The organism is Sphingomonas sp. Leaf20, from assembly GCF_001421535.1.
In the GTDB taxonomy this organism is placed as follows: Bacteria; Pseudomonadota; Alphaproteobacteria; order Sphingomonadales; family Sphingomonadaceae; genus Sphingomonas.
Map to the genome: position 1 here is coordinate 504,549 of NZ_LMKN01000001.1, position 13,652 is coordinate 518,200.

13 protein-coding genes are annotated in these 13,652 nt (G+C 65.7%); 4 read left to right on the top strand and 9 right to left on the bottom strand.

Annotated elements, in window-relative coordinates; all coding sequences use genetic code 11:
• Positions 1-318 precede the first annotated feature (318 nt).
• The 4 genes from ASE72_RS02470 (at position 319) to ASE72_RS02485 (ending at position 3,596) form a co-directional block, all read left to right on the top strand.
• Positions 319-1,236 carry a glycosyltransferase gene (locus ASE72_RS02470; protein WP_162235453.1) on the top strand — a complete coding sequence of 306 codons (918 nt, stop codon included), beginning with the start codon at positions 319-321 and terminating at the stop codon, positions 1,234-1,236.
• 6 nt (positions 1,237-1,242) lie between these two features.
• A complete protein-coding gene (locus tag ASE72_RS02475) occupies positions 1,243-2,292 on the top strand; it encodes a polysaccharide pyruvyl transferase family protein (protein WP_056016210.1) in 1,050 nt (349 codons plus the stop codon).
• Positions 2,293-2,447: 155 nt separating this feature from the next.
• Positions 2,448-2,999: a polysaccharide biosynthesis/export family protein gene (locus ASE72_RS02480; protein ID WP_200916148.1), complete on the top strand. Its 552-nt coding sequence runs from the start codon at positions 2,448-2,450 to the stop codon at positions 2,997-2,999.
• 72 nt (positions 3,000-3,071) lie between these two features.
• Complete coding sequence (locus ASE72_RS02485) at positions 3,072-3,596, top strand: hypothetical protein (RefSeq protein WP_056016216.1); 525 nt, start codon at positions 3,072-3,074, stop codon at positions 3,594-3,596.
• 89 nt (positions 3,597-3,685) lie between these two features.
• Here the strand turns inward: ASE72_RS02485 and ASE72_RS02490 are convergent, their stop codons facing one another.
• The 9 genes from ASE72_RS02490 to ASE72_RS02520 form a co-directional block, all read right to left on the bottom strand.
• The gene (locus ASE72_RS02490; RefSeq protein WP_162235454.1) at positions 3,686-4,840 is read right to left on the bottom strand and encodes a polysaccharide pyruvyl transferase family protein; all 1,155 of its coding nucleotides are present in this window, start codon (positions 4,838-4,840) and stop codon (positions 3,686-3,688) included.
• 85 nt (positions 4,841-4,925) lie between these two features.
• The gene (locus tag ASE72_RS02495) at positions 4,926-6,131 is read right to left on the bottom strand and encodes a nucleotidyltransferase domain-containing protein (RefSeq protein ID WP_056016222.1); all 1,206 of its coding nucleotides are present in this window, start codon (positions 6,129-6,131) and stop codon (positions 4,926-4,928) included.
• The gene (locus ASE72_RS02500) at positions 6,128-6,730 is read right to left on the bottom strand and encodes a lasso peptide biosynthesis B2 protein (protein ID WP_056016225.1); all 603 of its coding nucleotides are present in this window, start codon (positions 6,728-6,730) and stop codon (positions 6,128-6,130) included. Before ASE72_RS02500 ends, ASE72_RS02495 begins: the two co-directional genes overlap by 4 nt.
• On the bottom strand, positions 6,723-8,792 hold the full coding sequence (locus ASE72_RS02505) for an asparagine synthetase B family protein (protein WP_082445742.1): 2,070 nt from the start codon (positions 8,790-8,792) through the stop codon (positions 6,723-6,725). The genes ASE72_RS02500 and ASE72_RS02505 overlap by 8 nt, the downstream gene beginning before the upstream one ends.
• A gap of 72 nt (positions 8,793-8,864) precedes the next feature.
• The gene (locus tag ASE72_RS19530; protein ID WP_082445743.1) at positions 8,865-9,152 is read right to left on the bottom strand and encodes a PqqD family protein; all 288 of its coding nucleotides are present in this window, start codon (positions 9,150-9,152) and stop codon (positions 8,865-8,867) included.
• A 556-nt stretch (positions 9,153-9,708) separates the two neighbouring features.
• Entirely contained in the window at positions 9,709-9,837 is a 129-nt protein-coding gene (locus ASE72_RS20990) for a hypothetical protein (protein WP_268795873.1), read from the bottom strand.
• A 243-nt stretch (positions 9,838-10,080) separates the two neighbouring features.
• The gene (locus ASE72_RS02510; RefSeq protein ID WP_056016230.1) at positions 10,081-11,013 is read right to left on the bottom strand and encodes a hypothetical protein; all 933 of its coding nucleotides are present in this window, start codon (positions 11,011-11,013) and stop codon (positions 10,081-10,083) included.
• On the bottom strand, positions 11,010-12,836 hold the full coding sequence (locus ASE72_RS02515; protein ID WP_056016233.1) for an ABC transporter ATP-binding protein: 1,827 nt from the start codon (positions 12,834-12,836) through the stop codon (positions 11,010-11,012). The genes ASE72_RS02510 and ASE72_RS02515 overlap by 4 nt, the downstream gene beginning before the upstream one ends.
• A complete protein-coding gene (locus ASE72_RS02520) occupies positions 12,833-13,606 on the bottom strand; it encodes a class I SAM-dependent methyltransferase (protein WP_056016236.1) in 774 nt (257 codons plus the stop codon). Before ASE72_RS02520 ends, ASE72_RS02515 begins: the two co-directional genes overlap by 4 nt.
• Positions 13,607-13,652: the final 46 nt, after the last annotated feature.

Below are 13,652 nucleotides of genomic sequence, written 5' to 3' on the forward strand. Positions count from 1 at the left end.
TTTCGTGGCCTCAACCATCGATCTGTGCAAGCAGTCATTTGCACCGGACCAAGACAACACGAGCGAAGCGACGCTATTGATTGGCATATTGTACAAAATATTAAATGCTATTAAAATCGGACACAACACTGTTATCTTGATTGCGAGGTTGTATCGTGGGGGCATTCAGCGATGGACAAATGGTCGGTTGATTTTTCATCCGCACTGTACAACCGAACGGGTAAGTTTTTCATCGGACGTGATATTATTTGTGATCAGGCACTCGTCATCGAGAAAATATATTATTGGCGCCTGCCCCGGAACCGCCATCCGACCGGCATGATGGCCAGATGCCTTGGCCGCGCGATCACCGTCGACCAGGCCCTGCAGGCGTCGCCGCTATCCACGCTCATCCCGGCGTTTCGCCCCAGCGAACGCATGCTGCACCTCGACCCGTTCACGGTCCTTCATGCCAGGCTGGAGCGCCGCGACGCCGTGCTGTGTCACGACCTCGGCCCGATCACGCATCCCGACCTGTTCGGGGGCGAGGTCGCCGCGCTCTACGCGCACGCTTATGCCCGAATCGCCGCGCGGGGCTGCCGGATGGTGTTCGTCAGCAACGCATCCGCCGATGCCTTCGCACGCCATTACGACGCGCCGGCCGATGGACGCGTCATCTACCCGCCGCTGCGGCGCGATCTCGATACGGTGCAGGGTTCACCCGTCCGCGAGGTCGATACGCCCTTCCTGCTCACCGTCGGCAGCATCGGGCGACGCAAGAATCAGGCATCGTCGATCGCCGCCTATGCGAAGTCCGGGCTCTGGGCGCAGGGTATAGGCTATGTCCTCTGCGGCGCCCGCGAACCCGGTAGCGACGCGGTCGACGACGCCGCCCGGGCGACACCGGGTGTCACGCTGTTGCCCTATGTGACCGATGCGCAGCTCGCCTGGCTGTACGATACCGCGTCGGGGTTCGTGCTTATGAGCCTGCTCGAAGGTTTTGGCGTTCCGGTCGCCGAGGCGATCGCACGGGGTCTCGTGCCACTCGTCTCGGCTGGCGGTGTCCTGTGCGAAGTCGCCGGCGACGGCGCGCTCGTCGCGGACCCGCACGATATCGAACAGATCGCGGCCCAGATGATCGCGCTGGCATCGCTGACGCCCCCCCGAACGCGAGGCCCGGCAAAACCGGCTGCGCGCATCGCTGGACCGGTTCACCCCCGCAAGATTCCGCAACGACTGGCAAACCATGATGAGTGAAACCGCATGATCGATCGACAGAGATGGGTGGGCGATGGCTTTGCCGAGCTCGATGACCGAATCGACTATTTCATCAAGTTCGCGCCGACGCAGAATTTCGGCGACTATCTTCCCGAGTTGTTCTGCAAGGAATTGCTCGCCTACCCGCGGATCGATGCGGACATGTTCCGCCTTGTCGGCAGCGTCATCGACGAACGCTGGGTGCGGCGCGACCTGGCGCGCACCAACGGCCATGTCGCGGGGCTGATCGCCTATTGGTGCTGCGGCGCACGCAGTGCTGCCGGCCTGACGCAGCAGACACGCGCGCATTGTCGGTTCTTTGGCATTCGCGGACCGCTGTCGCGCGATGCGCTTGACCTGCCCGCGGATACGGTCATGGGCGATCCAGGGCTGCTCGCGCCGCTCCTCCACCGCCCGACGTCGCATCCTCGGACATCGGGCAAGGCGATCTGCATTCCGCATATCCAGGACGGCCGGTCGCGCGACGCGTTGCTCGCTTTGTCAGGGGCAGATTGCCTCGTGCATCCGGAAATCGCGGCGTCGGAGGCGGCGCTGCGCGATCTGCTCGATCAGATCGCCTCCGCCGATTTCGTCCTTAGCGCCTCGCTGCACGGCGCGATCGTGGCCGCCGCCTATGGCCGCCCCTTCTGCTTCTGGGACAATGGCCATCTCGATGTCCCGTTCAAATGGTCCGACTTCGCGCGCTCGATCGGCATCGATGCGGTCTTCGCCGCGAACATGACGGACGCACGATCGATCTGGGCGGCATTCGCGCCGCATATCGTGATTCCGCCACTCGCCCCCATCCTCGAGGTCGCACCCTTCACGCCGCAGCCGCACGCCCTGCTACGCGCGCTGGCGCATGACAGCCACGACGCCACGCTTGCCGCGGCCGCAGACACGGTTGCGATCGCCGCCGCCCGGCGCAGGTCCGAAACCTGCGCCGATCAACACGGATCGTCGGACCTGCGCCGTGCACGCAAGACATTGTCCTATGATCTGCAAAGACGCGTCGGTGTCGGACTGCGATCCGCCAAGAAGCGAATCTTTCGATAATAACGAGTTAGCGACCCAACAGTATGTACTACACTTAGATCCGTACAAATATTTGCCGTATTAGCCATCCGCGTCGATAGATACTGGAACGCCGCCAGCATCTTCAATAGATATCGCCATCAAGGGGATTTCATATGCGCACTACGATATCGGTTATGATGACGATTGCGATGGCGACAGCAGCGATGACGGGATGCACAGTCAACCCGCCGCCGTTATCGCAGGCGCAGCTGGGGACGATCGACCAACCCTATGTGCTCGATGCAAACGACAAGCTCCGGATCACGGTCTACAACGAGCCGAACCTCACGGGCGAATATACCGTGACCGGGTCCGGTGCGATCGCCTTCCCGCTCGTCGGGCTCGTTCCCGTCAGAAACCTGACGCTGGAAGCGGCATCAGCGGCGCTTCAGGCGCGACTCGGGAAGGATATCGTCAATGATCCCAAGGTCAGTATCGAGGTCCTGAACTACCGCCCCTATTATATCCTCGGTGAAGTGGTACGACCCGGACAATATCCCTTCATGAACGGCATGACCGTACAACAGGCGGTCGCCACGGCCGGGGGTTTTACCACCCGGGCCAACACGACGACACTATTCATACGACGCTCCCGCGCTGCCGAGGAAGGTTCGGTCAATGGCCGTGGCAGCGCCGTCCCGGTTTTACCCGGCGATACGATTCGCGTTGGCGAGCGATATTTCTGATCCGCAAGTACGCGATGACCCATATGGCAGGGTTAATCGTTTTTTAGGTCCCGATGTCTATGCACTGCGCATATGTCTCGTCTCCACCCGCTGCGTTTCATTACGCCACGCCATGTCCAGCGTGCCGCCCAGCTCCTGATCGCGCCGATCATGATTGGGATCGCGCTGGTCTATGCGCAGGGTTCGGCCGACATGATCCGTGCGGCCGCGGGCAGTTACCTGCTGGCGATCACGCTGCTTCTGGCGTTTCCCAATATCCGAAGTGGCGATCTTGCGATGACCGCGGTGCTGTTCCTCACCGGCGCGGAATTCGGGTCCGCGCTCCAGGGAACGCCGGTCGACGTCGCACGGTGGCTGGTCACGATGGGCACGCTCGGGACGGTGGTCGTGCCGCTCAAGGCGCAGCGGTTCCGCGCTCTCGCGCTGCATGATGGCTGGAGCCCGATTGCAGGCGCGGGGCGCCGGCGTCCGCGCGCAACCGGCCCGATCATCGCCGACCCTCGACCATCACCGATCAGCGTCGAGAGGCTGTTGCTGCCGCATCGGACGGATGTTCCGCTGGACGCCGCACTGCAGCCAATCGGTGGCCATAGATAAGCAGCAGGCGATCGATCCACGCATCGGTCGACAACGCGATCCGTCCGGCTAGTCCGACCGCCGCCTCGCTCATCCGCCGCGCGCGTCGATCATCCTCGGCGATCAGCCGGATCGCGGAGGCAAATGCGCAAGTGTCGCGCGGCTCCACCCCCAGCCCCGCTCCCGCCGCCTCGATATCGGCGGTCAGGAACGATATAGTCGCTCCGCTCGGTCAGCGCGAAGAAGCTGTCGAGCTTGACGTCCCATGCCAGTCCGACCGGCGGGATGCCGAGCGCATAGGCGGCGATGCACGCGTGCATCCGGTGTGCGACGACCAGCGCGCACCCCCCGATGAAGCGCACCAGATCTCCCGGGGTCGTGAAATCCTCGGCCCGGCGCACGCGACCGTTGCCGCGATCAACGAGCGCGGGCGCGATCGTGTCCAGAAACGCGCGATCCTCGGGGCTGCCGTTGGTGAACAGCACCACCTCGCGTCCGCTGTTCGCCAGCGCCGATATGGCGTCGGCATACCAGCCGGCCATATCGCTGCCGATCACCGAGGCTTCGCCGTGATAGCGCAGCAACAGCGGATCGGTGATGCAGAACCCGACGGGCTTCGTCCGATCGCTCGCCGCGCAGTCGCCATAGCGCGACGCTGCGAGCAGACCCGGATCGCAGGCCAGTCCCGCCGGCTGGATCGACCGGCCGGCGAGCAGGTCGTTCCACACGGCCTGCGACCGCGTATCGCGCACGGTCACGTCGATCAGCCTCGCCCGCGAGAACGCGCGCGCGAACAGCCGCGTGCCGGTACGCGTCCAGTTCCGCGTGACGCCGACACCGAATACCGCCACCGGCAGCCCGCGCCGCGTCGCTTCGGCGAGGGCGGCCTCGATCTTGATCGGGAAATTGAGGTCCGAGTCGGCGAGGAGATTACCGCCGCCAAGCACGACTGCGTCGACGCCCGCCAGGCTGTCGGCATAGAATTTGCGAAGCCGTGTCCGCACGAGCGTCTTCAGCACGACGTACATCATCGGCTGACGCACCCAGTCAGGCATTCCCTCGAGCGTCTTGAGGACCGTGCCGCGAAGCCCGCTTCCGCTGCTGAAGCCGGTTCGCCCGGCGAGATCGATCGACTCGACGACGATCGGCCCGCCCGCGCCGGCAATCCGGCCCAATGCCGACGCAAGCGCGCCTTCGAGGCATTCGGACAACAGGCCATCCCCCAGATTCGCACTGTATTTCACGTTGAGCAACGCGACCTTCATCGCGCGGCTCCGACGGATCGGCCCGAACCCATCCGCTGCATCCTCGATGGCGCGGACGATCCGCGATCGCTTGGGGCTGTCATGATCAGGGCTCCTTGCGCGCCAGACGGGCCAGGCGTCCGATGACGCGCGCCACGCGGGACGGTCCCGCGGTCTCCTCGTCGCCGCGCCCCCGATCATGCAGATCGAAGACGAATTCGCGCCACCAATGGCGGGGATCGTTCGAGATCAGGTAATGCCCCAGATTCTTGCGTGTCGCGCCCAGCTTGGTCGCCTCGAGCTCGGTGCCGCTTTCGTCGCCGACAAGGCTTTGCCACGCGATGCTCGTGATCCAGCGCATCCTTCGATCGTGCGCAAAATCGCGTTCGAGCCGCTCGGGTACCGCTGTTCCGTAAAGCTTGGCGCACAGGATGATGCCCGGACCGACGAGACGTTTCAGGCGTGCGGCATGGGCATGTGCATACAGCCGGTGCGCCTCTCCACTCGACCGCGCCAGCAAAGCCCCGAGATCGGCGAGCCACTTCATCCGCGCCCAGCCATGCTCACCGCCATGCGCACAGATATAGAGCCACGCCGTTTCCTCGGGGAGCGTCGGCACGTCCGCCCCGGGAAACAGGGCGAGCCTCGTCAGCGGCCCCTCCACCGTGTTTGGCATCAGATAGGAATTCTGGAAGAGCCGCCAGTGAAGTTCGACGACCGTCTCGTCATCGGGGTGGACGAATACGACGTCCTTGTGATGCGCCATCCACGCCCGAACGTCTGCCGCGGTCGCCAGCTCGGGCGGATCGACCCGGACATAGCCCAGCGCGCGCATCGTGTCCGCGGCCGCCTCGATCGCGGTCCGATCGACCAGCAGATCGATATCCACGCTGTAGCGAACGCCGTAGCGGCCGAACGCCATCATCGCGCTCGTCACGCCCTTCAGCACGAAGTGGCGAATCCCGGCGGCGTCGAGGGCGCGCGACAAGGCCAGTGTGCGATGGACCTGCTTGAGTTCATGGACGCCGTCTGCGGTCGCGCGCGCCTGCAGGATCGCACCAAACGGCGCCGGGATCGCGATATCGGCAACCGTCAGCGCATGATGGACCAGCCCTGCGATCCGGTGGCGCTCGATCAGCGCCAGCACCTGCTCCCAGTCGAGTAATGGACCATCCGACTCGGCCGCCCGTATCGCCGCGAGTTGAGGCCCGTGCAGCGGCCAGGCGCTGCAGGCGGCGACCAAGGCAAACGGCGCGGTCGCGACGTCGGGCAGACTGGCGGCTGCGAGCGACTGCGATATACCGAGCGTCACGCGTCCCGCTCATGAATGGCGGGTAACGGCGGGCGGGGCCGCAGCGGCTCGGTGTGCGTACGCCCCGAGGGAAAGCTCGCCAGCGGTGCATAACCCGTCAGGTCGTCGCCGCCCGTCAGGTCACCGCCGCCCGTCACCTCGACGGAGTCGACATGGACCCAGACGTGCGCGCGCAGGACACTGCCGTCGCTGTCACCCGGCGCCACGCCGTAGACCAGCGTCGAATCGATCCCGCGACGGCGGAGCATCAGATGCGCCGCGAGCCCGCGTTCGAAGCACAGCGCGCGCGTCGGCACACGCTTGGCAGATCGGTCGATCGCCCATGCGACGCGTTCCACGGTCGCCGCGATCACGGCCGCGTCATGTCGCGCCGAACCTATCGGCGTGGACATAGCCGCGGCGATCGTCCGAAAAGGGACGAGGCGGATCAGCGGCGCGGCAAGGCCGAGGAGCACGATCGCCTCGGCCAGCGCGACCGCGTCGGCCCCGGACAGCGCGTGAAGCTTCCCCGCGAGCGCGCGACCATGCCGGAGGTGGTTCGCCAGATACCGATCATGACGCGGCGACGCCGATGCGGCGGGGGGGCCAGGGTCAGACATTGCTTCGCGACACGCGACGCATGTGGCTCGCGATCGACACCGTACGGAGCAGCGTCAGGCGATAATCGACCTCGGTATCGCCCTCCTGCCAGCGCGGCGAATCGAGATCGGGCATATCCGCGACGAGCGCCTTCAGCCGGTCGATATCGATCAGCGAGGCAACCGGGTCATACATCTCGATCCGTTCGATCTCGTCGATCAGCGCGCTACGCGACTGGATCAGGCCTTCGTGCCAGTCGGCACTCTGCAACCCGCGGCGACGGTTGTCGACGATCGATGCCGGCAACCGCCCCGCCATCGCCCGGCGCAGGATCGCGCGCGGCTCGCCGTCCCAGATGAGGCGTTCGACGGGCACGCGCAGCGCAAACTCCATCAACCGCCGATCGCCGGTGGGGTCGCGCGTATCGATCCCCCATTCGCCGAGCTGCGCCTTGTGCAGACTGCCGATATCCGCCGAGGCGATCGCAAGCCGGTTCTGGACGCTCGTGGCGACCGGCTGCGCCGACTCGGCGACGTCGATGACGGTGTAGGGATCGGCGGTCGCGGTCTCACGCGCTATACTGCCGGCATGGTCGTAGACGGCATCGCGCAGCAGCGTGAAGCGGCGCGTGGCGATCGGCGCGCGGCCCGAGCGGGTCTCCATGAACCGCCAGACGCGTTCCGGAAGCTTGCCGGCAACGCTGTTCCACAGCACGCCGCGCCACTGCATCCACCCGTTGCGCACCAGCTTCCGCGCGATCCTAAACCAGGTCGGAAACCGTCCGGCGGCAATCAGTTCCTGCAGCGCGAGAACGCCGGGTTCGCTCAACGTCATGTTGCCCATCCCGCCCTGCAGCATGATGGTCAGTCCGCGCGCGCGTGCCGCGTCCGCGATCGCATCGACCCAGGTCAGGTTGCATAGGTTGCGGATCGGCAGCGGATACAGGCCGGTGGTCCGACCAAGCGTATCGAGCGTACCGTGTTCGACGCTGACACGCACATGATCGACATTGGGCAGGCTTGCCGCGACCTCCGCTGCGAGATCGCCCTCGTCGGCGATGTGATGGGCCAGCACCTGCGTATGCCGGTCCGATCGCGGCACGGCAGTGAACGCGGTTATCTTCACCGCGCCGGCGTCGACCGTACGCCGCGCGAGCTGCGACGCCGCAACCGCGAGCACCGCGCTGCTGTCGAACCCCGAACTCAGCTGCGCGCCGACGCGGCCGGAAACGCCGCGCAGACAGGCCCTCACCGCGTTTTCCAGATGCCGGGTCAATGCAGCGGCATAATCGTCCTGATCGGCGAGGATCAGCGGCGTCAGGTCCGGTTTCCACCACCGGACGCGGTCGATCCCGTCCTTCCGCACGATCACATGATGTCCGGGCATGACCCGCGATATGCCGCGCAACGGCGTCCGATCCCGTTCGGGCGCCAGATCGCGCAGCAGCCGGACATATTGGTCCGTATCCATGCCCGCGTCGACCGCCGGCAGGACCGTCAGCCCTTCGGGCATCGACGCGAAGGCGAGCAGGTCTCCGGTCGCGTGATAGAATAAGGGGCGCGCGCCGAGTGGATCCCGCGCGAGTATCAGCCGGCGCTCATGCGTGTCCCAGGCGGCCACGGCAAAGGCGCCGTAGATACGGTCGAACGCAGCCTCGTCCCAACGCTCGACCGCCGCCGCGACCAGCGCCGCATCGGACATGAGTGCGGCCGTCTGCGCGTCGAGGTCGAGTTGTGCGACCAGCGACTCCCGCTCGCTCAGATGCACCTCGGCAACGACCGCATAGCGCCGTCCGCGCTGGTGGATTTCGGGCACATGCTCGTCTTCGGGAAGCAGCGCGTGACGCGCAATGCCGAGTGCGATCGAACCCGCCGTCCAGTGATCCGATCCGGATCGACCGAAGCGCCGCAATGCGGCCGCCATTCGGGGCAGGTCCCGATCCGCAATCCCGCCGTCCCACCGACAAAGCCCGTACAGCGCGGTCACGGGCATCCTGCAACCGCGTGAGGGGTCGGCACGCCCGCCCCCTTCGACCACCTCCTCGGGATCGAAGACGCGCGGTGCGGGCCGGCGGAGTCGCATCGTCGGCGATCGGCCGGGCCCGTCGTACGTACGCGCCGCAATCCTGTCAGGCGCTCGCGGCGGCGCTGCCGATCACGTCCGGGAAGCGGGATGAGCCAAGCCCGCAGCCTGCAATTCCGCAAGAAGACCGGTCGTCTGCGCAAGGCACTCATCCCGATCAACGTCGTATACCTCGCAAAGCCTATCGCAAATATCCGCAGCCCGCATCGGCGCCTCGATCATGTTCCAGATTCGAGTGGCAACGCCATTCAGTCCGTAACACGTCCCCTTTTGAACATCCAGCGCCACGAGTTGTCCACCAATTTCCGCGGTAACTGCCGCTGCATTACGAATCACTGAAATATCTTCTTGATTCACCACGACATAACCCCATTATTACGAAGTGGAACCCGGCGCATATCCCCCGTGATGGCTCGAAGGCGCACAGGCCGGACGATAGCTCGACTCTCCGATGGATCAGCTTTCGACGCACTTCGCGCCGGCGCTACTGCGGTGCGACCCGACGCGGGCGAGGTCGGGCGTTGCTCGTGATTGCGGAATAACGGGCACCACGTTGGGGCCTGCACGCCCCCGCCACGCAGAACCCAGCGCACATTGCCGGCAGCCGAGATCTGTTGTCAGCAGCCATCCCGCACGCTGGGACGGAACGCGCCGATTGGACGCAGACAGGCGGGCCTTCACCCAGCGGCAGATGCCCCACACGAATGCTGTCCGGACGGACTCGGTCATGCCGACCACACGCCACCGTCACCACGCCACCGTCACCACGCCACCGTCACCACGTCACCGTCACCGTCACCGTCACCGTCACCGTCACCGTCACCGTCATCATCACCACGTCGAAAAAAGCGCGACCCGCAAGCCGCGCTTTTCGCCGTCAGTTTTGTCGGGCCGGCTTGCATCGGCTCGGCAGTGATCAGGAACCAGTGTTGCGTCTAAAGTTAAACTGATCGGTGTGGTGCAAATTGCCGCTCTTCGCATCGGCCGCGTCCATGCGCGACAGCATCGGACGTTCCCAGACCAGGCGCTCGCTATTGGTGTTCATGACTGCCTCCCTGCCCCCGACCATCGGGTCGCTCACAAGGCATTGGCTAAGACAACCAAGTTCTAAAGTCCACCAATGGTTAATGTCTTGTAAACAAGTCTTGAGGACTGTGTTGCATCCTTACAGTCCATTGCGACACGGCATTATTTGCTTGAGGACTTTTCTTCGATCATCCGATAGTTATCCGGAAATCGCTTGGACGCGTGGATGAGGCTTGCCTCTAGCAACGCCGGCCCCCTCCCCTCACAGGAAGCTCGAAGACCCCATGTGCCGCTCCGCAGCGAGTGCTTCCGCCTCGAAGTGCGAAAGCCCCCATTTGCGGTTCACCGAATAGATCGGGATGTCGCGGGCGATCCGGACGGCACCCGAAAGATAGATCGCGCCCAGCCCCATCAGATCGCCGATACGCCGCCGGTAGATGTTCGCGGTGACGGCGTTGACCGCGTCGAGACCGGCGAGCCGGTGGATGCCGTGAACCCGCCCGTCGCTGTCGTCACGCAGGTGATACACCGCCCCGACCGGGAGATCGCCGGTCACGCGGTCATCGGCCAGCGGCATTTCATATTTGTCGACCTGCCAGGGGAGTTGCCGCAGCCCCGCGCGCTCGCGCCCTAGCAGCTCGAGCGATTCGCCCCACAATTTCAGCCGCGCAAGGCCCGGCGAGGCGGTGATTGCCCCCGTCGGCCCCTGCAGCATCACTGGACACACGTCATCGGTCAGCAGCCGGTGGCCACGCATTTCGAGAAACGCGGCAAGCGTCGATTTCCCCGCCCCCGGGTCGCCGCAGAACAGTATGGCGCGGCCGTTCATCTCGACGGCATTGCAATGAAACGGAATATAGCCGCGCTGATACAGGATGATCCCGAAGACGCTGCCGAGCAGGAACAGCAGCAATTCGTCGTCGGCCACGCCGTGATCGCGGTCGACGACGATGCGTCGGCCGCCCACGACCGAAAACCGCCCGACCTCCTCGATCGCGACCAGCACCACGTCACCCGATACGGCGATCGTCAGATCGCCCATCGTCACGGCGCCATCGGGCAAGTGCACGCGCCCCAGATCCACCGTGACGTCGATGTGCTGGCCCGATACGCGCTGCGTCGGACCGATCGACGGCATCGGGATCACGCTGGCAAACGACAGGCCGAAGCCGCGGTAGTAATACCGCTCGGTCATGCCGTATCTGCGCCGGCACGCTGACGGGACGCTCGATCCGGCGTGAAGCCGTCGTCCCCGAGATACGGCGCGACGATCGCGTAACTCCCGCTTGCGATCACGCGCCCGTGCGACAGGACGTGGACATGGTCGCAGTGCGCGAGTGTCTCCGATCGATGCGCGATCGAGACGATCGTGAGGGCGGGACGTGCGCTGCGCAGCCTGGCGAGCAGCGCCGTCTCGGCTGCGACATCGATCGCGTTGGTCGCCTCGTCGAGGATCAGCAGCGCCGGATCCCGCAACACGGCACGCGCGATCGCCAGCCGCTGCCGCTCGCCGCCGGACAGCAATGCCCCGCGCTCCCCGACCAGCGTATCCAGCCCCTGCGCGAGCCGTGCTACGAGAACGTCGGCGCCCGCGATAGCGAGCGCGGCGTGCATTGCCGCCTCATCCGCCCCCGTTCCCCAGGCGAGGTTCGCCCGGACGCTATCGTGGAGCAGGAACGGATCCTGCGAGACATAGGCGAGCCGGTCACGCCAGGCGGTCATCGCAACGAGATCGACGATCGTTCCGCCGACGGAGATGACGCCGCGCTCGGGCCGATACAGACCAACCAGCAGATCGGCGAATGTCGTCTTGCCCGCGCCCGATGCCCCCGCCACGCCCGTCATCGCGCCGCGTTTCAGCATCAGCGAAAGCCCGTCGACGCCGCCAGACCAGCCCTGCGCCGATGCGCTGCCATGCCGATAGACCACGTCGTCGAACAGGATATCGCCATCGGGCACGTCGCCCCGCGCGACCACCGCCCGCGGCCTGCCGCCATCCGGACGCATGCGACCACCCAGATCCTTTTCCAGCGCGCGAAGGTTACGATATGCGGGCAGCGCGCGGACGAAGCTCACTGATTGCGATTGCAGCAGACCCAGCGGACCGCCCATCCTCGACAGGATCAGGAGCAAAACGACAACGCTCGTCGGCGCAACCGCGAGCCAGGCGAACCCGACATAGGCGGTCACGCCGCCGACCAGTGCCGCCAACACCGTCAGCCGCATGCGCATCGCGTTCTGGTCGTCGACGAATGCCAGCTCGCGCGCGTTCGACTGATCGAGCGCCCTGGTGAAGTCGGCGACGAACGCATGCTGGAGATTCTGGCTCGCGGACAGCTTGAGCGATCCGAGGAACTGCCCGGTGTTGTCGAGCAGGCGAAGGTGCAGACCCGTCACCGCATCCCCCATCGCGCGTGCGGCATGGAGCAACTTGCGGGTCATCGCCCCCGCCAGCGTGAACAACAGCAGCGCGACGATCGTCAATCCCGGGCTGAGCCACATCGCGAGCGCGACCTGCACGACGAGCATCGCGCATGCGACGAGCGATTGCAGCAGTCCCAATGCGGCCTCCCCGACGCGCGCGACGTCGCTGCCAAGCGCCTGCACGACGCGCGCATGACGCAACCGCGCGACGCGCTCCCACCGCGCATCCGCCAGCCGCGTCACGAGCCGCTGCTGTATCCGGGCGAGGTAATCGAGCTCGAGCTGAGCAAGCAGGACCTGCCGCCGGGCAAGCAGTGCGGTCCGGACGATCATCAGCACGCCGAACAGCATCATGATGACGGCGAGCCGGTCGCTGCGCCCGGACAGCCCGACGCGGTCGAAAAGCCAGGTGGCAAGCTGCGCGATCCGATCCCCATCGGGGCCGGTGACCGCCGCGAACAGCGGTACGAGCAGCATGATCCCCAGCCCTTCGACCAGCGCCCCCATGCCGACGATGATCGTGGCGAGCATCACGCGGCGAGGCGCGAACCCGAAAAAGTCCGCAGCAAAGGATCGCGCATCGCCCGCTATCATCCGACGACGGGATCGTCAGGACGGGATGCGATGTCGGGATCGTACCGTCTTCGAAAAAGACACGGCTCGGTCGCCACGTGCCGGAGTCTGAGACCCGAGCGGTCGTAATGCGGGGTGATCGACTCGTCCCACATGATCGCGTCGAAGCCATCGGCGATCGCGGTGTCGGCGAAGCGGAAATTGGCGTGGCGGATCGCGAAATATCCCCCCGGCCTTACCCGCACGGCAAGCTGCGAGACGGCGGTTTCGAACCGGTCGAACGACAGGCCGGCGCCTATCCGCGCGGGTCCATCGGCCAGGTCGCCGTGACGGAAAACCGCCATCGCGAGAACCGCATCATAGCTGTCCGGCAACTCGCCCGCGGCCGACGCGGCCACGACGAAGCGCGTCGTCTTTTGCTGGCGGGCCGGCACCTCGCGCCGCGCCACCGCGATACGCGGCGCGCTGATGTCGATCCCCGTGATCGTGGCGGTCGGAAAATACGTACGCAGCGTGAACACCTCCTCGCCCGTCGAGCATCCGAAGGACAACAGCCGGAGCGGGACGTCGCCGTGCGTGGCGGGATGCGGCTGCAACGCCTCGCGCAGCCGGCCGAAGATCGCCGGATAGCGATCGACCCCGGTCGTGCCGAACGGCTGGAAGAGCCCGGCGGGTCGTCGCAGGCGCAACAGCGCAGCCGCGCGCCGGTCGCCCGGCCGCGTCAGATCACGCAGCGCGAGCGCCATCCGGTATCCCGGAACGCGTTCAGCGACGTTGCGCCATTGCCCCATGCCTTGCCCTTCCCCTTTGCAAACCGTGCGCCGCCCTCGCCAGGGC